General features: G+C 60.3%; 22 protein-coding genes. 13 read left to right on the forward strand and 9 right to left on the reverse strand.

Annotation, left to right across the window (positions count from 1 at the left end):
* Positions 1-18: 18 nt before the first annotated feature.
* Positions 19-1143 carry a TOBE domain-containing protein gene (locus G449_RS0113625; protein WP_022659873.1) on the forward strand — a complete coding sequence of 375 codons (1125 nt, stop codon included), beginning with the start codon at positions 19-21 and terminating at the stop codon, positions 1141-1143.
* A 95-nt stretch (positions 1144-1238) separates the two neighbouring features.
* Here the strand turns inward: G449_RS0113625 and G449_RS0113630 are convergent, their stop codons facing one another.
* From G449_RS0113630 to mnmL, 4 genes are all read right to left on the reverse strand, one after another.
* Positions 1239-2294 carry a GntG family PLP-dependent aldolase gene (locus tag G449_RS0113630; protein WP_022659874.1) on the reverse strand — a complete coding sequence of 352 codons (1056 nt, stop codon included), beginning with the start codon at positions 2292-2294 and terminating at the stop codon, positions 1239-1241.
* 12 nt (positions 2295-2306) lie between these two features.
* Complete coding sequence (locus tag G449_RS0113635; protein WP_027181017.1) at positions 2307-3542, reverse strand: dicarboxylate/amino acid:cation symporter; 1236 nt, start codon at positions 3540-3542, stop codon at positions 2307-2309.
* A gap of 67 nt (positions 3543-3609) precedes the next feature.
* Positions 3610-4266: a GntR family transcriptional regulator gene (locus G449_RS0113640; protein ID WP_022659876.1), complete on the reverse strand. Its 657-nt coding sequence runs from the start codon at positions 4264-4266 to the stop codon at positions 3610-3612.
* Positions 4267-4518: 252 nt separating this feature from the next.
* A complete protein-coding gene (gene mnmL, locus G449_RS17225; RefSeq protein WP_022659877.1) occupies positions 4519-5520 on the reverse strand; it encodes a tRNA modification radical SAM protein MnmL/YtqA in 1002 nt (333 codons plus the stop codon).
* A gap of 226 nt (positions 5521-5746) precedes the next feature.
* Here mnmL and G449_RS0113650 point away from each other — a divergent pair, with 226 nt between their 5' ends.
* From G449_RS0113650 to fumC, 9 genes are all read left to right on the forward strand, one after another.
* A complete protein-coding gene (locus tag G449_RS0113650; RefSeq protein ID WP_022659878.1) occupies positions 5747-6787 on the forward strand; it encodes a rod shape-determining protein in 1041 nt (346 codons plus the stop codon).
* A 121-nt stretch (positions 6788-6908) separates the two neighbouring features.
* Positions 6909-7799: a rod shape-determining protein MreC gene (mreC, locus tag G449_RS17230; RefSeq protein WP_022659879.1), complete on the forward strand. Its 891-nt coding sequence runs from the start codon at positions 6909-6911 to the stop codon at positions 7797-7799.
* Positions 7796-8266 carry a hypothetical protein gene (locus tag G449_RS0113660; protein WP_022659880.1) on the forward strand — a complete coding sequence of 157 codons (471 nt, stop codon included), beginning with the start codon at positions 7796-7798 and terminating at the stop codon, positions 8264-8266. Before mreC ends, G449_RS0113660 begins: the two co-directional genes overlap by 4 nt.
* Positions 8250-10166, forward strand: coding sequence for a penicillin-binding protein 2 (gene mrdA, locus G449_RS0113665; RefSeq protein ID WP_022659881.1), 1917 nt, complete (start codon positions 8250-8252; stop codon positions 10164-10166). The genes G449_RS0113660 and mrdA overlap by 17 nt, the downstream gene beginning before the upstream one ends.
* Positions 10167-10355: 189 nt before the next feature.
* The gene (rodA, locus tag G449_RS0113675) at positions 10356-11462 is read left to right on the forward strand and encodes a rod shape-determining protein RodA (RefSeq protein WP_027181019.1); all 1107 of its coding nucleotides are present in this window, start codon (positions 10356-10358) and stop codon (positions 11460-11462) included.
* Between the two features lie 23 nt (positions 11463-11485).
* Positions 11486-11827 carry a bactofilin family protein gene (locus G449_RS0113680; RefSeq protein ID WP_022659884.1) on the forward strand — a complete coding sequence of 114 codons (342 nt, stop codon included), beginning with the start codon at positions 11486-11488 and terminating at the stop codon, positions 11825-11827.
* Between the two features lie 342 nt (positions 11828-12169).
* Complete coding sequence (locus G449_RS0113685) at positions 12170-12724, forward strand: GAF domain-containing protein (RefSeq protein ID WP_022659885.1); 555 nt, start codon at positions 12170-12172, stop codon at positions 12722-12724.
* A gap of 205 nt (positions 12725-12929) precedes the next feature.
* The gene (gene gap, locus G449_RS0113690) at positions 12930-13946 is read left to right on the forward strand and encodes a type I glyceraldehyde-3-phosphate dehydrogenase (RefSeq protein WP_022659886.1); all 1017 of its coding nucleotides are present in this window, start codon (positions 12930-12932) and stop codon (positions 13944-13946) included.
* A 93-nt stretch (positions 13947-14039) separates the two neighbouring features.
* Positions 14040-15500: a class II fumarate hydratase gene (gene fumC / locus G449_RS0113695; protein WP_022659887.1), complete on the forward strand. Its 1461-nt coding sequence runs from the start codon at positions 14040-14042 to the stop codon at positions 15498-15500.
* A gap of 101 nt (positions 15501-15601) precedes the next feature.
* On the opposite strand, the gene G449_RS0113700 is transcribed toward fumC, so the two are convergent.
* The 5 genes from G449_RS0113700 to queA are packed head-to-tail and all read right to left on the reverse strand — an operon-like array spanning position 15602 to position 19407.
* Positions 15602-16144: a 2-oxoacid:ferredoxin oxidoreductase subunit gamma family protein gene (locus G449_RS0113700; RefSeq protein WP_022659888.1), complete on the reverse strand. Its 543-nt coding sequence runs from the start codon at positions 16142-16144 to the stop codon at positions 15602-15604.
* Positions 16137-16940 (reverse strand): thiamine pyrophosphate-dependent enzyme, encoded by an 804-nt coding sequence (locus tag G449_RS0113705; RefSeq protein WP_022659889.1) that lies wholly within the window; start codon positions 16938-16940, stop codon positions 16137-16139. Before G449_RS0113705 ends, G449_RS0113700 begins: the two co-directional genes overlap by 8 nt.
* Positions 16941-16942: 2 nt before the next feature.
* The gene (vorB, locus tag G449_RS0113710; protein ID WP_022659890.1) at positions 16943-18049 is read right to left on the reverse strand and encodes a 3-methyl-2-oxobutanoate dehydrogenase subunit VorB; all 1107 of its coding nucleotides are present in this window, start codon (positions 18047-18049) and stop codon (positions 16943-16945) included.
* On the reverse strand, positions 18046-18270 hold the full coding sequence (locus G449_RS0113715) for a ferredoxin family protein (protein ID WP_022659891.1): 225 nt from the start codon (positions 18268-18270) through the stop codon (positions 18046-18048). Before G449_RS0113715 ends, vorB begins: the two co-directional genes overlap by 4 nt.
* 39 nt (positions 18271-18309) lie before the next feature.
* Positions 18310-19407 carry a tRNA preQ1(34) S-adenosylmethionine ribosyltransferase-isomerase QueA gene (gene queA / locus G449_RS0113720; protein ID WP_022659892.1) on the reverse strand — a complete coding sequence of 366 codons (1098 nt, stop codon included), beginning with the start codon at positions 19405-19407 and terminating at the stop codon, positions 18310-18312.
* Positions 19408-19526: 119 nt separating this feature from the next.
* Here queA and G449_RS0113725 point away from each other — a divergent pair, with 119 nt between their 5' ends.
* Genes G449_RS0113725 through G449_RS17905 form a run of 3 tightly spaced genes read left to right on the forward strand, consistent with a single transcriptional unit; the run spans position 19527 to position 22245 of the window.
* Positions 19527-20147 carry a hypothetical protein gene (locus G449_RS0113725; RefSeq protein ID WP_022659893.1) on the forward strand — a complete coding sequence of 207 codons (621 nt, stop codon included), beginning with the start codon at positions 19527-19529 and terminating at the stop codon, positions 20145-20147.
* On the forward strand, positions 20144-21397 hold the full coding sequence (coaBC, locus tag G449_RS0113730; protein WP_022659894.1) for a bifunctional phosphopantothenoylcysteine decarboxylase/phosphopantothenate--cysteine ligase CoaBC: 1254 nt from the start codon (positions 20144-20146) through the stop codon (positions 21395-21397). Before G449_RS0113725 ends, coaBC begins: the two co-directional genes overlap by 4 nt.
* Positions 21379-22245 carry a hypothetical protein gene (locus G449_RS17905; protein WP_022659895.1) on the forward strand — a complete coding sequence of 289 codons (867 nt, stop codon included), beginning with the start codon at positions 21379-21381 and terminating at the stop codon, positions 22243-22245. Before coaBC ends, G449_RS17905 begins: the two co-directional genes overlap by 19 nt.
* Positions 22246-22305: the final 60 nt, after the last annotated feature.

Genomic DNA, 22305 nt, shown 5'->3' on the forward strand with positions numbered 1-22305 from the left:
AAACTGACGGGAATCAGCATGGAAAAAAACAAAAACCGTGAGGAAATGGCCGCGCTTTTGCGCTCCCTCTCTTCCGCAGACAGGGCATGGCTGCGCCAGCGCCTTATGCGGCGCGACTCCGCCGCTCTGCTGCAGGATACAGGGCGCATCAGCCCGCGCGAGCTTCTGGCCGTGGAAACATGGCTGTGGGAACGGGCCAGCGCTGCCCGTGGCCCGCGCGAAAAGCGCCCTCGCCTGCGCATGTGGCTGATTTTCATGCTGCTGCGCTACGCAGCCCTGCGGCTTGTGGAAATTTTTGAAATCATGCCTGCGCATCTTGATTTTCAGGACGGCGTTATCCATGTGCCGGGCAGCAACGATGCCCCCGGTCGCGAGGTTCCCCTGCCGCTTACCATCAGCCGCCGCCTCAAGCGTGTGCTGGAAGACCCGGCGCTGTTTCCTGAAACCCGCGAGCTCATGCGCTGCGACGCCAGTTATGTGCGCCGCTGCCTGCAACAGTGCGGCGCTGCCTGCGGCCTGCCCAAAGGCCTTTTGAGCGCCCGCGCCCTGCGCCATACCCGCGCCCTTGAGCTGGGCAGACAAGGCCTGCCCCTGCCCGTTGTGGATATTTTTCTTGGCCGGCGATCCGCGCCCGGCCAGAGCGGCATTGTCCGCTGCGACCCGCAGGAGGCCAAACGCCTGCTGCGCGAACAACTGCAAAGGGAGCGACCCATGAAAACCAGTGCGCGCAACGTCTTTCAGGGGCGCATAACCTCATTGCGCCAGAGCGGGCTGCTGGTCGAAGTGGTGCTGCGTACCGCAGGCGGCCTGCGTGTGGCCTCGCTCATTACGGACGAAAGCGCCAAGACCCTGGCCCTCAATGAAGGCAAGCTGGTCAATGCCAGCATCAAGGCACCCTGGGTGCTGGTGCAGGGGGGCGAACTCTCGCCCAAAAGCTCCCCTCCGGCGGAGAACTGCTTTACCGGCGTAGTGGAAAGAGTGCGGGAAGATGAAATGGTGGCTGAAATTCTGGTGGCGCTCGGCGAAGGCAGTCAGGTCTGCGCCCTGCGCAACCGTGGGCCGGAAAACCCCATCAATCTTGTGGCCGGGCAAACCGTAACGGTATTTTTCAAGGCTTTTTCCGTCATTCTCACCGTAGATTAGCCAGAAACTCACAAACAAAGCCGCGCCAACAGTCGTTATGACCATCGGCGCGGCTTTATCATTTTTTTATTGCAGCGACAGTTTACTGGCAGGCATTACTTCCACAGGGCGCGGTTTTCTTCCATAAAGCGCTCAAAGGCCTCAATGGCTCGCGCCATATCCTGACGCCCCACGCCATTGTAAGTTGTCAGCCGCAGATGATTCTTGCCCATGCCCTTAGCCAGCAGCCCCAGAGGTGCAAGCTTTTGCTCGAACCATTCTGAAGACCTGCCGGAAGCGCTTATATCCAGCATCACAATATTGCTCTGCACAGGCGTGAGCACAAACTCGTCATAGGCCGCCAAGGCCGCGCTGAGATGGCGGGCGTTTTCGTGGTCTTCCGCAAGGCGCTCAATGCCCGTGCGCAGGGCCACCAGCCCGGCAGCGGCCATAATGCCCGCCTGCCGCATGCCGCCGCCAAGCAATTTGCGCGTCTGCCGCGCCTGGGCAACGAACTCGCGCGTTCCGCACAGCACGGAACCGAACGGAGCGCCCAGCCCCTTGGAAAGGCAGAACATCACGCTGTCCGCGCAGGCGGCCAGATGCGCGGCGTCCACCCCGAGGGCCACGGCGGCGTTGAACAGACGCGCGCCGTCCATATGCACGGGAACCGCCGCCTTGCGGGCCGTAGCGGCGAGCGCCTGCTGCCGCGCCAGCGACACGCAGATGCCGCCGCCGAAGTTGTGGCTGTTTTCCACACAAGCCAGCTTGAGGCCCGGCGTCGCGCAAGCGGATGCAAAGGACGCGACTTCGGGCATGCCCTCCGCATCACGCGTATAAAACACCGGCTTAACGGCCAGGAACTTTTCCATGAATGGCGACTTTTCGGTGCGGAACACATGCAGGTCCGGCTCCAGAGCCGCAGCATCGCCACGGTCGCACCAGGTTGCCAGCGCGACGAGATTGGCCATGGTTCCCGACGGGCAAAAAAGCGCGGCTTCCTTGCCCAGCAGTTCGGCAGCATAATCTTCCAGCCGATTGACTGTGGGGTCGCCGCCGCGCCCTTCCGCATCAACACGGCCATCATCGCCCACTTCGGCCTCGCGCATGGCGGCGCGCATGGCCTCGGTGGGAATGGTCAGGGTATCACTGCGCAGATCGACTACAGACATGAATTTCACCTTTTAGACTTCGGCGGTTTCTTCCGTCGGTTCATAGGCAATGCCCGCCCAGCGCATGACAAGCTTCACCGCGACGGTGTTGCTGACCACGTTGACGGCTGTACGGCCCATGTCCAGAAAAGCGTCCACCCCCGCGATGATGGCCAGAGCCTCCACAGGAATGCCAATGGTGGTCAGCACCATGGCAATGGCCACAAGGCCGCCTGAGGGCACGTTGGCGCTGCCCTTGCTGGCAAGCGTGGTCACCACGATGATGGAAAGCAGGGTGCTGGGATCCAGCGGAATGTTATAGGCATCCGCCAGAAAGCCCACGGCCAGCGCAAAATACATGATGGAGCCGTCGCGGTTGAAGGCATAGCCCAGAGGCAGCACCACAGAGGCTACGGCCTTGGGAACGCCCATTTCCACCAGTTTTTCCATGTGCAGGGGCAGTGTCGCCTCTGACGAGCGCGTGGCAAAGGCCAGAATCACAGGCTCGCTCACGGCCTTGGCGGTCTTGAGGGGGTGCTCGCCGATGCAGAGCATCAAAATGGCAAACAGCACCAGCAGCACGCCAAGCCCCAGATACATGACCAGGACCAGCTTGAGCAGGGCCAAAATGGTGTGCATGCCCTGCGTGGAAAACAGCCAGGCAATGATGGCGAAGATGGCAATGGGCGACAGGGCGATGATCCAGCCCGTGAGCTTGAAAACAGCGCCCATCAGAGCGTCCAGCACGTCAACGAGAGGCTTTGCCCTGCTGCCGGTGGAGGCCAGAGCAAGACCCAGCAGCACAGCAAACACCAGCACGGGCAGGAGGTTGGTGCCCGACATGGCCGCGAACACGTTGGAGGGGATCATGTCGAGGAAAAACTTTGTCCAGTTGACCGTGGTATTGATGTTCTTGGGCAGTTCTGCGGTGTGCGACAGATTGACGCCCACGCCGGGGTGGAACATGCCGTTGAGGGCAAGGCCAATGATGATCGCCACCACCGTGGCAATAAAAAAATAGAGCAGGCTGATAACGGAAACCTTGCCCAACTGCTTGGCGCTGTTGCCCATCTGGTAGATGCCAAGGGTGATGGCCGTGAACACCAGCGGCACCACGATCATCTTGATGGCCTGCACAAAGGCCGTACCCACCGGGGCCAGAGCCTGGGAAAAGTGCGGCGCAATAAAGCCGAACACAATGCCCAGAACAAGGCCGAGCACCATCTGAATTGGCAGCGGAATGGGCCGCTTTTTGCTGGTTTTTGTCATTTCCATCGCCTCTCTTCCCCCTCTGTTCCTTGCACGTAAAACGCCTTGTGATGCTCAGCGGCCAAGTTTAGTCGAGAACTGCAAGCAGTGAGCGCAGTTTCGTTTCCATGGCCTTTTGCAGATGATCCCAGACAAGCTGGTGAGCCAGGGTTTGATTGCGATCCAGAATGGCGTTGCCAATGGCGATATGTTCCTTGATCACCACGCGTGTCCGTTCTGCATCGTAATTTTTGACGCGCTGCATGGCCAAGGAGTTCTGCACGCGCACGTCTGCATAGAGTTTTGCCAGCCGCGTGTTGCCAGCGGCCTGAAATATGGCTTTGTGGAAATCCCAGCCGATGCGCTGCGCTTCAAAGGTATCAAGCTCCGGCCCGTTGGGCAGGGCCTGAAGTTCGGCAAGACAGGCCCGCAGCTCAGGGCTGCCGCCTTTTTCTGCCGCCAGCTTGGCGGCCATGCCTTCGAGCGCCAGACGCACCTCGTGAATTTCTTTCAGGTCTTCCACAGACAGGCGCTGCACAAAGGTGCCCCGCAGGGGCACGCTCATGAGAACGCCCTCCCTGCACAGATCCTTGATGGCCTCGCGCACTGGCGTGCGCCCAAGTTGCAGGCTTTCAGCCAGGCTGCGTTCCGACAGTTCTTCGCCGGGGCTGAGCTGCCCTTGCGCGATCATGGAACGGATGGCCTCATACGCTGTGGAAGATGCCTTGGTGTTTGTCTGCTTCATAACTGGTATACCAGCACAAAGCCAAATAAATGTCCATACGCCACAGTGCGGCTCCAGCATGTTAACCTTATAATATTACAGAGGGGTGGAGTTTTTTGACCGAGAATAAACGAGTTGATTTGCGGCAACACCAAGTGAAACCAACAGGAGTTCTTATGAAACCAGCTGAGCAAAGCCGTTAATGACGCAACCAGCCCCCCAGAGCCAACGATTGTGTCCGACAAAGATTTTTGGGCGCTGGCAAGGAAGTAGTTATTTTTGCGAAGGGAGTGTACTCTGACAGTACTCGACCCGAGCAAAATTACTTCTGACGCAGCCAGCGCTCAAAAAGACCGTCGGACACCCCTCAGGGGAGTCGCAGAACTTGCCTTGCCACAACTCCCTCGCCCCCAGCGCCCGCCGCAAATCCCCCAGCAGGCCGCGCTTGTCCGTGGCCCAGGTGGGGGCCAGCAGTTCACCGGGGGCTGGGTCGCTCTGGAGGCGGTGCATGACAATGTGCGAAGGGATGCGCGGCAGGGCGGCGCAGAGAAGGTCGACATATTCATCGCGCCAGAGGGGATGATACTGGCCTGCGGCGTACTGGCGGGCAAGTTCCGTCCCCTTGGGCACGTAAACGTTGTGCAGTTTGAGGCCGCTTATCGGCAGGGAGAGCGCCCAGTCCAGACTTTGCAGAAAATGGCCTTCGCCTTCACCGGGCAGCCCGGCCATGAGGTGAGCGCATACGGCAATGCCGCGCGCTGCGGCCATGCGCACGGCATTTTCAGCGCTGGCTGCGGAATGGCCCCGGTTAATGCGGGCCAGGGTTTGGTCATGGGCCGTCTGCAAGCCCAGCTCCAGCCAGAGGTCGCAATCAAGGGCTGCGAGCAGGTCGAGCTTTTCGTCATCAAGACAATCGGGGCGGGTTCCCACGGCAATTCCAAAACAGCCGGGCAGTTGGCGAATCGTTTGGAGCAGTTGTTGCAGGCGTTCTGATGGCCCATACGTGTTAGAGAAGGATTGCAGGTATGCAATAAAGCGCGTATTGGGGTCGTCCCGCAGATATATGGAACGCCAGAAATTCCACTGTTGCAGTAGGGAATCGCCTTGTTTTGCACGGCCCGAGCCGGACCCATCGGCATTGCAAAACGTGCAGCCGGAAAATGAAAGCGTACCGTCGCGGTTGGGGCAGGAGGCCCCGGCGTCAAGTGGAATTTTTTGCACCCGGCTGCCATAGCGTCGATTATAATAAGCGGCCAGAGTATGCCAGCGCTGCATGTTTGCGTCCCTTGAAGGCTTATTTCCGCGCCTTCCGGCGGGACAAATATTTTAACCCTGCGTCCACCGTCTTGACTTCATGCCAGTTTTAGCAGAACAGTTTTCAGCCTGACGTTACCAATTCCAACAGCGCCCCCACTCCAGGCCTCTTCGCCTCGCCGGGTGCGGGAGTTGTTTCAACATGACGGTAAGGTAGCACACCAGCACAGCGAGGCAAGTTAGAGTAATGTCCAAAATTCTGGATTTCGCACTAGGATTGTTTTCCAATGATCTGGCCATTGACCTTGGCACAGCCAACACCTGCGTTTATGTCAAGGGGCAGGGAATTGTGTTGCGCGAGCCCTCGGTGGTCGCGGTCAAAAAAGACCCGCGCGGCAACAATGTAGTTCTTGCCGTTGGGCACGATGCCAAGCGCATGCTGGGCAGAACCCCTGGCAACATCTGGGCTATCCGCCCCATGAAAGACGGCGTTATCGCCGACTTTGAAGTTACCGAGGCCATGCTGCGCCACTTTATCGCCAAGGTTCACAATTCGCGGCGTCTTGTGCGCCCGCGTATCATGATCTGCGTACCTACGGGCATCACCCAGGTGGAAAAGCGCGCCGTGAAAGAGTCGGCCCAGTCCGCTGGCGCACGTGAAGTGTACCTCATCGAAGAACCCATGGCAGCGGCCATCGGCGCGGATCTGCCCATTCAGGAACCCACCTCCAACATGGTGGTGGATATCGGCGGCGGCACCACTGAAGTGGCGGTCATCTCCCTTTCGGGCATTGTGTACTCGCGCTCTGTGCGCGTGGGCGGCGACAAGATGGACGAAGCCATCATGACCCACGTCAAGCGCAAGTATAACATGCTCATCGGTGAATCTTCCGCTGAAGAAATCAAGATCAAGATCGCATCCGCCTACCCGCTCGATCCGGAACAACAGATCGAAGTCAAGGGCCGCGACCTTGTGACGGGTATTCCGCAGAACATTATCATCACCTCTGAAGAAGTGCGCAAAGCCATTTCTGAACAGGTGGACAGCATCGTTCAGGCTGTGCGCATCGCCCTGGAACAGACCCCGCCGGAACTGGCGGCGGATATTGTGGACAGGGGCATTGTGCTCACGGGCGGCGGCGCGCTGCTCAAGGGCCTTGACCAACTGCTGCGCGAAGAAACCTCGTTGCCCATTACGGTTGTGGACGATCCCTTGTCCACGGTTGTGGTGGGTACTGGCAAAGCGCTGGACAACCTGCACATTCTCAAAGAAGTGTGCATCGACTAGAACCGACCTTGTCCTCGCGCCCCTGTGCGGCTGACGCAATGCCGGAACACAAGCTTCCGGTTTTGCGTCTCCGGCTCAGGGGCGCGGTTTATTCCGCACCGGCTTTCAGGAGCTTCCGCCTGTGACACTGCGGCGTCTTCTCCTCCTTTCGGGCATTTTGCTCATCCTGTTTCTGGGCATGTACTCCTGGAATCAGCGCACGCGCGTTCTGGATGACCTGGCTGCGAAACTGGGGCTTGAAATCACCGGCGCGGTGCTCACGCCTGTTCGTTCCGCGCAGGACGCTGCGGAAACCATGTGGGATCGCTACTTTGACCTTGTGGGCGTGCGTGAAGAAAACGAAGCCCTCAAGCAAAAGGTGGACGAGCTTGAAGCGCGCCTGCTTGCCAATGGTGAAGACCTGGCCGAGCTCAAACGCCTGCGCGCACTGGTGCAACTGCCGGTAGACCAGACATGGCGCCCCCTTGGCGCCCGCGTTCTTTCCGGCCGCATGGGCCCCAACGCCGTTCTTGACAGCATCACCATCAGCCGGGGTTACAGCACGGGCGGGCGGCCGGGCACGCCGCTGGTTACCCACCTTGGCTTGGTTGGCCGCGTTCTCAAGGCCAGCGCCCACAGTTCCATTGTGTTGCTCCTCACTGATCCCAGCAGCCGCATAGCCGTTTTTTCGCAAGAAAGCCGGGCTCCCGGCATCCTCATGGGCATGGGCACGGGCCAAAAGCTTGAAGTCAACTTTGTGCAGCGCGATGCCAAGGTCAAGCCAGGCGAAATAATCATCACCTCCGGTCTGGACGGCAAGTACCCCAAGGGCATACCCGTGGCGCGCGTACTGCGCGTGGCTCCTTCGGACTACACCCAGTTCATGGCCATCAAGGCTGAACCGCTGGTTGACCTGCAACACCTTGAAGAAGTGCTGCTGCTCGAATCCACCGGCGCGCCCCGCCCGCTGGAACCCAGCGAAGCTCCCAAAGAATTCGTCGGCCCGCCCGCGCCCAAAAGCGCCACGCCATGAGAACGCTCCGCAGCATTGCATGGTGGGCCTTTTTCATGGCCTGCGCCATTGTTTTGCAGGCGGCGGTACCGGGGCTTGACGTGCTCACGGTGGGCCTGATCATCCTGTTGCAGGAACGGGATTATAAAAATATGCTCTGGCTGCTGCCCGTGTTCATCCTGTTGCAGGAAGGCATGGGCACGCGCCCCTTCGGGGCCGTCATTGTCTGGTATGCCGCAGTCATTTTGCTGTTCAAGATGGGCCGCTGGCTGTTTGAAGTGGAAAATTTCATTTTTGTCTTTCTGCTGTCAGCCTGCCTGGGCGCCGCATACTACGCCATTGCGTGGCTCATGGCCCCTTTGCAGAACCTGCCTTTCGATGTGCAGGGAACCCTGGACACAAGCCTGATTCAGGCAATCTTTGTGCCCTTCGCCTGGCGGCTGTTGGTGGCCACCCGCCACTGGAACCCCAATGATCAGGAAAACTGACAATACCTCGCTGCTGGCGCACAAAGACAAGGCGCAGCATAAGGGCATTCGCTCCTGGCTCAAGATTCAGGTCGAGAGCGAAGGCTATCAGCCGCCGCGCGCTGGCGCAATCCTGCTTCAGGTTCTTGTGGGTCTGATGTTTTTTGTGCTTGTGGTGCGCTTCTGGTATTTGCAGGTACACAGAGGCGAAGAATTTGCGCGTCAGGCGCAGGACAACCGCCTGCGCATCGAGCGCATCTTTGCCCCTCGCGGGCGCATCATGGACGATAAGGGCAAGGTGCTGGCCGACAACCGTACCGCATACGGCCTTTCCATCGTGCGCGAAGACTGCCACGACATCCCGGCCACCCTGGCCCAGATAAGCGAATGGTCGGGCATTCCCCTCCAGCAGGTCTGGGACAAGTTCCGTCAGGATCGCTTCAAGGTCAAACCCTTTGAGCCTCTGCTGCTCATCACCGATATCGACTTTGACCTTGTGGCCCGCATTGAATCCGAGATTCACGAATGGCCGGGGCTTGAAATTGTGGTGCGCACCAAGCGCAGCTACCCCGAGAAGGAGCTTTTCGCCCATATTCTTGGCTACGTGGCAGAAGCCAACGAGCAGGAAATGGCCGCGGACAGCGCCCTTGCCATGGGCGATCTGGTAGGCAAGCAGGGGCTGGAACTGGAGCTGGAAAAGCAGTTGCGGGGCCGCAAGGGCCTGTACGATGTCGAGGTTGACGCCCACGCCCGGGTGCTTGGCAAAACCCTGCGTGATGAACCGCGCGGCGGGCACGAAATACATCTTTCGCTTGATGCGGGCCTGCAAAAGGCCGCCTGGGACGCCCTCGGCGGCGAGGCTGGCTGCATCGTGGTCATGGAGCCGGACAGCGGCAAACTGCGCGCCCTGGTAACATCCCCGGCCTACGACAACAATCTTTTTGCTGCGGGCATTTCGCAACGCGACTGGGACGCACTGCGCACCAATAACCGCTTTCCCTTGCAGAACCGCGTTATCCAGAGCGTCTACCCCCCAGGTTCCGTATGGAAGCTGGTTATGGCCACCATGCTGCTTGAAAAGGGCGTCAACCCGCGTGAAAGCGTGTTCTGCCCTGGTCAGGTCAAGCTGGGCAACCAGATTTTCCGCTGCTGGAAGCGTGGCGGGCACGGCTCGGAAGACCTCGTGCACGCGCTCATCGACTCCTGCGACGTCTATTTCTACCTCATGGGTGACCGCCTGGGCATTGACAAGTTGGAAGAATTCGCCAAGGCTTGTGGATTCGGGCGGCCTACAGGCATTGACCTGCCGCACGAAAAATCGGGCCTTGTGCCTTCGCGCGACTGGAAACGGCGGCGTTTTGGGCGCCCGTGGACGCGCGGTGAAACCTACAACGTGTCCATCGGCCAGGGCTACACTCTGGTGACGCCGGTGCAGGTGGCCGTATTTGTTTCGGCTCTGCTCAACGGCGGCGATCTGCTCAAGCCCCAGCTTGTGGATGACGCCACCCGCGAAGTGCGGGGTCGCGTACCCGCCAAGCCTGAGACGCTCAAGTTTGTGGTGGAGGCCATGCGCCGCACTGCCAACGGCGGCACAGCCAAGGTTGTGGGCCGCAAGGATGCCGACATGGGCGGCAAAACAGGCACGGCGCAGGTGGTCAAGCTCAAGATGGCTGCGGGCGACCGCCGCCTGAAAATGTCAGAGATGGAATACGCCCAGCGAGACCACGCATGGATTGCCACCTGGGGAGTTAAAGACGGCAAAACCTATGTGGTTATTGTCATGGTAGAACACGGCGGCGGCGGTTCAAGCGTGGCTGGCCCTGTGGCCCGCAAGGTTTACGACTATCTTTTCGGGCCTGATCCTAACGCGCCCATGATCGTGTTGCCTGCCCCAACCGCAGCCGTAGCCCCCCCGGACTAGGCAACATGGGCAAAGAGCCGGCACGGCGCGCAGGGGCAAACAATGTTTGCTCCAATGGCAAGAGCGCAGCCAACAAGCGCAGCAAAGCCCGCCACGGGCAAGGAGTGTTGCGGTGCGGTGCGGCGGCATATGGGCAAGCCTTTTCACACCACCCTGCAACCACGCATTCCTGACAAGCGGACAAGCGGCATGGATAATCGCCTTTTCAGCTATATCAACTGGGGCCTTCTGGCCTGTATGCTGCTGCTCTATCTTGTGGGCGTGGGCAACCTGTATTCCGCCAGCGGTACGCGCGTGGAATCTGGCCTGGCATTCAATTCCTTTTATCAGCGCCAGCTGATCTGGGGCCTGTGCGGCCTGGTATGCATGCTGCTGGCAATGGTTTTTGACTACCGCCAGTTGCGCAACCTTGCCTGGCCCTTCTTTCTCATAACCGTCTTTCTTCTGCTGCTGGTGCCCATTGCGGGCAAAACAGTCTACGGTGCCAAGCGTTGGATTTCGCTGGGTTTCATGAGCTTGCAGCCTTCAGAAATGGCCAAGCTTTCCGTACTGGTTCTGGTAGCGCGCCTGCTGGCGCGCGACAGCCGCCCCCTGGGCTGGAAAAATTTTTGCAGCGTGCTTTGCGTGGGCCTTGTTCCTTGCGGGCTCATTATCGTTCAGCCCGATCTGGGCACTACCCTGCTGATATTGCTGATCATGGGCGGCATGATCCTGTTCCACGGGCTTAAGGGCTACGTGCTCAAAACGTGCCTTCTGGTTGCGCCAGCCGCTGTCGCCTTTATGTGGTTTGTGGGCATGCACGATTACCAGCGTCAACGCATCCTGACGTTTCTGGACCCCGGCAACGACCCGCGCGGCACAGGGTATCACATCATCCAGTCGCGCATTGCCATTGGCTCGGGCGAATTGTGGGGCAAGGGTTTTCGCGAAGGCACGCAGAGCCAGTTGCGCTTTCTGCCCGAACGCCACTCCGACTTTGCCGTGGCTGTTTTTGGCGAGGAATGGGGCTTTGTGGGCTGCGTGGCTCTGGTCACGCTGTTCTGCCTGTTTTTGCTTTCCATCTTCTCAACCGCAGTTCAGGCCAAGGATCGCTTTGGCAGTACCCTCGTGGTTGGGGTGTTTTTCTACTTTTTCTGGCAGATTTTTATCAACATGGGCATGGTCATAGGCCTCATGCCGGTGGTGGGCATTCCCTTGCCCTTCATCAGCTACGGCGGCAGCGCCACAGTGGTCAACTTCACACTGCTTGGCATTGTACTCAACGTGTCCATGCGACGTTTCATGTTTAAAAGCTAACTGTAAAGCCAAAGGGGATAAACGTGGCAAAGGACGAAATAGCGTACCTCGGCTCCGATACCGTCTATGAAGGCAAACTCAACTTCAAGGGCACTGTGCGCATTGAAGGCCGCTATACTGGCGAAATTGTCAGTGACGGTACGCTCAACGTGGGCAAGGATGCTCAGGTGCAGGGCACCCTTGATGTGGGCGAACTGCTGCTTTCCGGCCACTTCACCGGCGATGTGACGGCCAAACGCCGCATCGTGGTTTACAGCTCCGGGGTGCTCGAAGGTCAGGTTGTCACGCCCAATCTGCTTACAGAAGAAGGCGGAATCATCGAAGGTCAGATCAGCATGAAGACCCCGGGCAAGCCCAAGGCATAAGGGTGCAAAGCAAGAACGCCTGAGGGTGCGCCCAGCCGTTTTTTCACAACGTTCGGCCTTCCCTTCGCGGACAGACCAATGAGAGCCTGTGGCAATTTTGCTGCGCACCCCAGAAAGGATTCTGCCAATGCAAATATCCCGGCCAGCAGCCTCCTGAAATAGCGCTGCATTGGTGCACTCTTGCCTGTTTATGGCATATTCGCCGGGCCATGCCACACCACATTTGCCTGATGCAGAAAAATAGCGCATAGTTGGAACTGGAAAACGTGTTACAAACCAGATCAACAATTCATGCGCGGCAGGCTTTAATGCCTGTCGAAACGCTTTCCTCAGGAGGCACCTATGGCACACGATTATTTCCGTGCGCTCAGGGATGTGGCGCTGGTTATCAACTCCAGCCTTGAGCCCCGCGAAGTTCTGCACAAAATCACCGAGCAAACCGCCGTTACCATGGGCTGCAAAGCAAGCACCATCCGTCTGCTGGACAGCACCGGACGCTTCTTGCTGCCCAGCGCCGCCCACGGCCTTTCCTCCACCTATATGCGTAAAGGCCCGGTGGAAGTGAAACGCAGCGGCCTTGACGGCGAAGTGCTTTCCGGCAAGACCATTCACCTCAAGGACGCCACCGCCGATGGGCGCTTTCAGTACCCGGAATCGGCCAAGGCCGAAGGGCTTGTTTCCGTGCTGTCCTCCCCCCTCATGGCTGACGGCAAAGCCATTGGCCTCATCCGCGTGTACTCCGATGTGGAGCGCGAATTCAGCGCCGATGAGGAAACCTTCATGGAAGCCGTAGCTGCCATTTCGGCGCTGGCCATTGAAAACTCCCGCCTGCATGAAGCCCTGCGCAACAATTACGAGCTGATGGCCAAACACGCCTACTCTCTCTACGAAGACTAGGCCGCGCACAGGCGGATTTGTTCCGGCTGCCTAGGCAGGTTTTCAACAGCCCGAGCGGCAAAGGCATTGCCTAAAAGTGGCAGGGCTTTCTTCCGGAGGCCAGAACCGCCGGGCGCAGTGCATGCGCTTTGCAAATTTGAGCCGTTGAATTCCGGCGGCAACGCACGACAACGATTTTTCCCTCTACGCTATGAGGAACTTGCATATGAGCAGAATCAAAGTAGGCATCAACGGCTTTGGCCGTATTGGGCGGCAGGTTTTCCGCGCCCTGCACCAGAGCTACCGCGACAAAGTAGAAGTGGTTGCCATCAATGACCTGTTTGACGCGGAATCCAATTTCCACCTGCTGGAATACGATTCCGTCTATGGACGCGCCAACCTTGACGCCAAGGTCAACGGTCAGGACGCCACAGTAGGCGACTGGAACATCCACTGCTTTGCAGAACGCGACCCCAAGCAGCTTACCTGGGGCGCGCATGATGTTGACATCGTGGTGGAAAGCACGGGCATCTTCCGCTCTGCCACCCAGGCGGCCGTGCATATTGAAAATGGCGCCAAAAAGGTCATCATCACCGCCCCCGCCAAGGACGAAGACATCACCATCGTCATGGGCGTGAACCACGAGCAGTACGACCCGGCCAAGCACCACGTTGTGTCCAACGCCTCGTGCACCACCAACTGCCTGGCCCCGGTGGCCCTTGTATTGCAGCGCAAATTCGGCATCCAGATGGGCAACATGACCACCATCCATGCCTATACCAACGATCAGCGCATCCTCGACATGGCCCACAAGGACCCGCGTCGCGCCCGCGCTGCTGCCTGCAACATCATCCCCACCTCCACCGGTGCGGCTCAGGCCGTGGCCAAGGTTATTCCCGAACTCAAGGGCAAGTTCACGGGCTATTCGCTGCGTGTGCCCACGCCCACGGTTTCAGTTGTGGACTTTTCGGGCATTCTGGAAAAATCCACTGATACCGAAAGCCTGCTCGGCGAACTCAAGGAAGCTTCGGAAACCTACCTCAAGGGCATTCTGGCTTACAACGAAAAGCCCCTGGTTTCCATGGACTTCAAGGGCGACCCGCATTCTTCCATTCTTGAAGCCCCCTACACCACCGTGCAGGAAGGCCGCCTGGTCAAGATTGTGGCCTGGTACGACAACGAATGGGGCTATTCCAACCGTGTGTGCGACCTCGCTTGCCTCATGGGGGCCAAGGGCTTCTAGCACCGCACCGTATAACGGCACAGAACGGCCCCCGGTCAGCCGCTTCGCAAGAAGCGGGCCGGGGGCCGTTGTTCGTACAGGGAGGAACGCGCCGTGGGCAGTACAGCACAAAATGAACCGTCTGTTCTTGATCTTCCTGTGGGCATAGACGCCGCTGGAGAACGCGAAGAATTTGACAGCATGGGGCAGGTCATGGTGCCTGCCAACCGATACTGGGGCGCCCAGACGCAACGCTCGCTCGAACATTTTTCCATTGGTGACGACAAGATGCCGCTGGAAATCTGCCGCGCCCTTTGCCTGATCAAAAAGGCCAGCGCGCAGGTCAACGCCCGCATGGGAAGGCTGCCCGCCTGGAAGGCGCAGGCCATTGACCGCGCCGCGCAGGAAGGCATGGACGGCCTGCTGGACGAACATTTTCCGCTCTACGTGTGGCAGACAGGCTCCGGCACCCAGACCAACATGAATGTGAACGAAGTGCTGTCCAACCGGGCCATCCAGCTGATTGGCGGCGTCATGGGAAGTCAGAAGCCCGTTGGCCCCAATGATGATGTGAACATGAGCCAGTCGTCCAACGACGCCTTTCCTACGGCCATGCATCTGGCCGCCGTGCAAAGTTGTGATACGCGCCTGCTGCCGGAGGTGGAAGCCCTGGCCGATGCCGTGGAACGCAAGGCGGTACAGTGGATGGACGTGGTCAAGATTGGCCGCACCCACTTGCAGGATGCCGTGCCCCTCAGCGTGGGGCAGGAATGGTCAGGCTATGCCGCCCAGCTGAGGGCCTGCATTGCGGATATTCAGGCCGCCCGCGAGGGACTCTACCCCCTGGCTCTGGGCGGCACCGCCGTGGGTACCGGGCTGAACGCGCCAAAGGGCTTCAGCATGGCAGTTGCGGAAGAACTGGCTAACATCACGGGCAAGCCCTTTGTCACTGCGCCCAACAAGTTCATGGCCCTTGCCTCCCAGGATGCCATCGTGCGCTTCAGTGCCGCCCTGCGCGGTCTGGCCGTGGCTTTGGTCAAAATAGCCAACGACATGCGCTGGCTGGCGGCTGGCCCGCGTTGCGGCCTAGGCGAACTGCAACTGCCGGAAAACGAACCCGGTTCGTCCATCATGCCCGGCAAGATCAACCCCACCCAGTGCGAGGCCCTGATCATGATCTCCATACAGGTCATGGGCAACGACAGTGCCGTGGCCCTTGCGGGCAGCCAGGGCAATTTTGAGCTCAATGTCATGCGCCCCGTAGCCATCAAAAATGTGCTGCAATCCATCAATATTCTGGGCGACGGTTGCCGCAAGTTCAGGGAACATTCCGTTGAAGGCACAAGGCTCAACAGGGCGAAAATTGATTCGTTCGTCAATAATTCCCTGATGCTGGTCACGGCGCTTTCGCCCGTTATCGGCTATCAGCAGGCGGCAAAAATTGCAGAGAAGGCCTCGGCGGAAGGGCTCACTCTCAGGCAGGCGGCTCTGGAGCTGGGAAGCGTGACCGAAGAACAGTTCGACAGCATCGTGCGGCCAGAAACCATGATCGGCAACGGCCTGGCTGGCGCGTAGGCTCGGAGGCCTGCACGCGCCCTGAAATCAAACATCCGGCAGGGAATCCCCTGCCGGATGTTTGATTTTGCAAAAGCGTCCCGCACTGGGCGGGCCGCATGCTATGCGAAGTTGTAGCCCTGTTCCAGCGCCTTGGCGTTGGCGGAGATCAGTTTGGCATAGTGCGCGCTGACCACACGGTTCAGCGCTTCCTGCACCACATTGAGGGGCAGCGCGCCCGTTGCCTTGAGCCATGCGCCCAGGGCCACCATGTTGGCCATTTTCACATTGCCCAGTTCGTGGGCCATGTCGTTCACGGGAATGTAGACCGTGCGCTTTGCGGCATCGAGCAGGTTCTGCGCCACCAGCGAGGCATTGACGATCTGTACGCCATCCGCGCTCAGCCGGGGCTGGAACTTGGAAAGCGAAGGCTCGTTGAGAATGATGGTGGACATGGGCTCGCGCACCAGGGGCGAGCCGATGTGGTGCTCATCAAGCACCACAGTGCAGTTGGCCGTGCCGCCGCGCATTTCTGCCCCATAAACGGGGATAAAGCTCACTTCAAGCCCGTGTTCCATGCCGGCCTGCGCCAGCAGGTTGCCAATAAGCATGACGCCCTGACCGCCAAAACCGGCAATAATCACATCCTGATATGCGTTAGACATGATCCGCCTCCACGCTGGCCGTCACATCCTTGTACACCCCAAGGGGGAATACGGGCATCATGGCCTCGGCAATCCGCTTGTTGGCGGCAATGGGATCCAGATGCCAGTTGGTGGGGCAGCCGGAAAGCAGCTCGATGAAGCCAAAGCCAAGACCCTGCAACTGCACTTCAAAGGCTTTGCGCATGGCCTTTTTTGATTCGCGCACATGCTTGACCGAATCCAGCGAGCAGCGGGCGGAATAGGCCACGCCGTCCAGCTGGGCCATGATCTCGGCCATGCGGATGGGGCCGCCCTCATTGCTGATGGAGCGCCCCTGCCGCGATGTGGTGGTCTTTTGGCCCACCAGGGTGGTGGGGGCCATCTGCCCGCCGGTCATGCCGTACACCGTGTTGTTGATGAAGATGCCGGTGATCTTTTCGCCACGGTTGGCGGCGTGCATGGATTCGGCCATGCCGATGGCAGCCATGTCGCCGTCGCCCTGATAGGTGAACACCACAGCATCAGGGCGGGCGCGGCGTACGCCTGTGGCCACGGCGCAGGCGCGGCCATGCGGGGCCTCAAGGCCGTCCACGTTAAAGTAATCGTAAGTGAATGTGGCGCAGCCCACCGAGGCCACCAGAATGGTGCGTTCGGCCACGCCCAGTTCGTGCAGCACCTCGCTCACCAGCCTGTGGGCAATGCCGTGGTGGCAGCCGGGGCAATAGTGGGTGGGGCGCTCGTTGAGCACGGGATTGGTATCAAAAACCAGGCTTTCGCCCTCGGCGGGACGCAATGCGTCCAGTTCCTGAGCTTGCATGATTAGTTCTCCTTGAGGGCCTGAAGCATGGGTTCGCGCAGGGCATCGGCGCCGATGAACAGCCCCGGCATGACGCCGTGCCACAGCACGGATGCGGGCGCAACGCCCGGCTGGCCAAAGAGGGCCAGGCGGACATCTTCCACCATCTGCCCCGTGTTCTGCTCCATAACCAGAAAACGCCGGCCGGGCGCAAGAGCGCGCAGGGCTTCATCCGGGAAGGGGAACAGGGTAATGGGCCGGAACAGGCCGATTTTATGCCCCTGGGCGCGCAACTGGCGGATGGCGCTGCGCGCAATGCGGGCAATGGAGCCAAAGGCCACCACGATCAGTTCCGCATCGTCAGTATCAACGCATTCAAAGGCGCAGTCGGCCTTCATGGATTCGTACTTGCGCATGAGCATGCGGTTGCGCTCGGCCAGCGCCCCTTCGGCCAGATAGACCGACTTGAGCAGGCGCGGCTGCGCGCCGGGGCCACGGCGGCCATAACCTTCCATACGCCAAGGCGCGGCAAGGGCGGCCAGTTCCTCGGCGGGCACGGCGTCCCTGGGCGGCACGCGGCGCACGGGTTCCTTGATCTGGCCCACGATGGCATCGCCCAGCACCATGACCGGGTTGGCGTATTTGAATGCCAGAGCAAAGGCCCTGAACATAAAATCATAGCATTCCTGAGCGGTGGAGGGGGCCAGCACCAGATTACGGTGGTCGCCGTGCCCGCCGCCCTTGACGGCCTGAAAATAATCGCCCTGCGAGGGGCCGATATCGCCAAGGCCGGGGCCGCCGCGCTGCATGTTGACGATCACGCCGGGGATCTGGCTGCCCGCCATGTAGGAAATGCCTTCCTGCATGAGCGAAATGCCGCAGCTGGAAGATGACGTAAGCGCAGGAATGCCGCTGGCTGCCGCACCCAGCACCATGTTGATGGCGCCAACTTCGCTTTCGGCCTGCACAAACTGGCCGCCGACTTCGGGCAAGAGGCTGGAGAGGGATTCCGGCACTTCATTCTGCGGGGTGATGGGGTAGCCGAAATAGCAGCGGCAGCCCGCATCTATAGCGCCAAAGGCCACGGCCTCGTTGCCCTTGATGAGCACACGTTCGGTTGCAGCGCTCATGCCTTGTCCCCCTTGGTTTTCGCGCTTTTGAACACGCGTATGGCCACATCGGGACACATGACCGCGCACGAGGCGCAGCCCGTGCATTGGCCTTCCATTTCCATCACTTCATAACCGTGGCGGTTAAAACGGCCCGAAGGCCTGAGGATGTGCACCGGGCAGACTTCCACACACAGGCGGCAGCCCTTGCAGCGCTCTTCCATAAATACAACTCTTGACATTTCAGCTCCTTGGGATTCCACACCCGCTTCATGGAACAATTAGCGAATAAGCATGGCATCGCCATATGAGAAGAACCGATACCCCCTGCTCACAGCCTCGGCATAAGCGGCAAGCACGCGCTCGCGCCCGGCCAGGGCAGAAACCAGCATGATCAGGGAGGACTCAGGCAGATGAAAGTTTGTCAGCAGGCCATCAACTACACGGAAGGGCCTGCCGGGGTACAAAAAGATGTCCGTCCAACCGGTAAAGGGCTGCACCCTGCCGCACAATTCGGCCACGCCCTCCATAGAGCGCAGGCTGGTGGTGCCAACGGCAATCACAGGCCGCCCTTCACGCTTGGCCTCGGCAATGGCAAGCGCCGTCGCCTCGGGCATTTCCACATATTCCCTGTGCATGCGGTGGCCGCGTATGTCGGCGCTGCGCACAGGGCTGAAGGTGCCGTAACCCACATACAGGGTTACGTCCGCCCACTGAAAGCCTCTGGCCTTCAGGGTTTCTCGCATCTCGGGGGTAAAGTGCAGCCCCGCCGTGGGCGCGGCCACAGAACCCGTCTTGTCCTCGCGGGAATAGATGGTCTGGTAGCGGCTCAGATCTTCTTCCGCATCTGTCCGCTTGATGTAGGGCGGCAGGGGAATGTGCCCGGTGGCGGCAAAGGCCTTGGAAAGGTCCCCGTCCCAGGCCAGACGCACACGCCGATGCCCGAATTCGCCCGATTCCAGCACGGTCACGCTGATGCCCGCGCCAAATTCAAGCTTTTCACCATCACGAATGCTGCCGCCGGAGCGTATGAGCCCCTCGACTTCCGCGCTGGAGCCGCCAAGCTTGTCGGGCCGTCCCCTTTCAAGCACCAGCGGCAGGGGCGTGAGCAGCAGAAACTCCACCTTGCCGCCAGTGGAGCGTGTTCCCAGCAGGCGCGCCTGCAATACGCGGGAATTGTTGGCTACCAGCAACGCGCCCTCGGGCAGGCAGTCCGGCAGATCGCTGAACTGGTGGTGCTCAAGCTCAAGCGCACCCTGGCGCGGCATGACCAGCAGACGCGAGTTCCCGCGCTCTTCAGGCGGGAACTGGGCTATCTGCGCTTCAGGCAATGCAAAATTATAACTTTCGAGAAAAAAATCCGCTTCCTCAGTGGGCATAATACGTGGGCCTCATTAATGAACCTCTCACGCCGCGGACTTGTCAGCATGCGGCGGAGGCGCTAGTGTACTTGGGTTGCTTCCGGAGCATTTCACGCCGGGAGGAGGAGATTATAGCCATGCGACGCCCGCTTGTCATCCTTGCAGTCACCCTGCTTGCCGCTCTGATGGCGGGCTGCTCGACGATGGAAATCAGCAATCCCTTTACCAATGACCCCCTTACGGGCGGCGTTGATACTGGCACAAGCCAACTTTTGGGGGTTTCCACACCTGCCGGAATGCAGCGTTTCCCCACCCACGGATACCAGACCGCCGGGGCTGGCGGCGCGCAAGGGCTTGAAATATTTCGCGGTGATGCCGACATGGGTTTTGTAGCCCAGATCATGTTCACCGGCTTGCAGGGTCAGGGCTGGCATTTGCGCATGGCCCAGCGCAAGGGCATACGCAGCGTATACGTGTACGAACGCAGCTCAACCGTGGCTACGCTGACAATTGAACGGGAAACCATGGGCACCGTGCTTGCCATCTGGGTTGCTGACCGCATGCCCGATGGAGCAACCCTGCCCATGCAGGAAAATACTGGCACCAACGGCTACGGCGGGGGCAACAGCGGCAGCGGCAGCTCGTCCGGTTACAGCGAAAGCTCTGGCAGTGGCGGCGGCATGAATTCCTCCCCCAAGCCTGGCTTTACTGAAAGCTGGGGCGGCAACAAGGGCGGTCTACAGGAGCGAAACCTATGAGCGAAAGCAAAAGTGGCCTGAACACTCCCTTTGACCAGAGCACCCGTTACGAACGCAAGCGCCTGCACCTTGGCGTGTGCGGTTCCGTGGCCTGCTACAAGGCCGCCGATCTTTTGCGCGCATGGACAGGCATGGGCATACATGTTTCGGCCACGCTCACGCCGGGCGCGCGCCGCTTTGTGGCTCCCCTGCTCTTTGAGTCGCTGGGCGCTGCCCCGGTGTATGAAGACATGTTTTCACAGGGGCAGGATGTTTTTTCCCACCTTGAACCGGGACAACACGCGCAGGCTCTGGTAGTGGCTCCGGCATCGGCTGACGCCCTGTTCCGTCTGGCGCACGGCGCGGCGGGCGACATGCTGGCCGCGCAGGCTCTGGCCTTTGACGGGCCAATAGTGATCGCCCCGGCCATGAATCCGCGCATGTGGGCCAACCCAGCCACGCAGGCCAACATTGACATTTTGCGGCAACGCGGGGCGCATATTGTAATCCCAGCATGCGGCGGCACGGCCTGCGGCGAACAGGGCGAGGGCCGTCTTGCCCCCCTGCACGATATTTTTCTGGCTGCCCTGCGCGCGCTTTCGCCGCAGGACATGGCGGGCAAACGCGTTATGGTCACGCTGGGCCCCACCCGCGAGGCATGGGACGGCGTGCGCTTCTGGTCAAATCCTTCCAGCGGCCTCATGGGCGCGGCGCTGGCCGTGGCGGCATGGCTGCGCGGCGCAGAGGTTACTGCCGTCTGCGGCCCCGGCGTGCGCGCACGTTTGCCGCGCGAAATCGCCCGGCACGATGTTGTGAGCGCCCGCGACATGTTTCAGGCCGCCGCCGATATCTGGCCCGGCATGGACATGGGCATGTTCACCGCTGCTGTGGCGGATTTTTCGCCCCAGCCCTTTGGCCCCCGCAAATTCAAGAAAGCGGACGCTCCGGACGGCCTTACCGTGGCCTTTACGCCCAACCCTGATATTCTGCGCACCCTTTCCGCGGGCCGCAAGCCAGGCCAGAAGGTGCTGGGCTTTGCCGCGGAAACCGCCGCCGACATGCAGGCCCTGCTGCCGCTGGCCCATACCAAGCTCCAAGGCAAAAAGGCTGATGTGCTGGCCGCCAACCGCGTCAACGCCACAGATAGCGGCTTTGGCGCTGTCACCAATTCCATGGCTGTTGTAGACGCAACCGGGCATGAAGAGATCTGGCCCAACCAAAGCAAGGCTGATGTGGCCTGGGAACTGTGTTCATGGCTTTTGCGCTCGTAAACCCCGTCAGCGCGCTCTGGCAGCGCCGTGGGCTTACCACCCTGCTCATGCCCGAAGGCTACGATGCCTTTGCCGCCCCCCAACAGGAGGCGTCTCGCGCGGCATCCGCCAACGCCCGCAGCCAGACGCATACAGGCCAGGCGCATACGGGCCAGGCGCATACGGGCCAGCCCGCGCGGGAGCGCCAGCCATGGCAGCAAAGTCCACGATCGGCAAGCCCCGCGCCAAACCGTGAAGTGCCGCCCCAGCGGCGGCCCCACATGCCCGCAGGGCCGGATACCGCCCATGCCGAAGCCGCTCCAGCCGCAGAGCAGAGCAAGGCCGCCGCTTGGCTGCCCTTGCCTCCCCACGTGTGGCCTGCCCCCTGGCAGGCCCGACTGGAACAGACCCGCCCCGGCCCGATATTGTGGACATACTGGAATCTTGGCCCCGACCTCTGCGACCCGCAGACTCCGGGCCGTCTGGAACGCCGCCAGTTTTTGCAGCGCCTGCTGAAAGATCTGGGGCATCCCGCTGGTACGCATACCTTCTGGCCCTCGTGCCTCCCTCCCGATCCCGCTGCATTGCCGCCAGCCGTACCACCCATGGCGGACAATGGCTTTGCGGCCAATGCGGACGTGTTCTGGTCTGGCGCTGCCCAACTCCGCGCCAGAGGCGTGGTGGTCATGGGTTCGGCGGCAGCCAATGCCGTCGCGCTCCCCGGCGGGCTGCGGCCTCCCCAACAAATCCGCCACCGCGGCAAGCTGGTATGGGTTCTCTGGGACGTGGACAACCTGCTCCAGTTCGACCAGCGCTATGCATCCATGCTGGCCCTGTTGCGCGAAGCCTTGCGCCACATTTTGCGCTAAGACCCGCAAACAGGACACGTGGGGGTCGCCGCGCGCTTCGGACTGCCCTTCATTGTCGCT

Origin of the sequence: Desulfovibrio desulfuricans DSM 642, assembly GCF_000420465.1 — a bacterium.
Taxonomy (GTDB): domain Bacteria; phylum Desulfobacterota; class Desulfovibrionia; order Desulfovibrionales; family Desulfovibrionaceae; genus Desulfovibrio; species Desulfovibrio desulfuricans.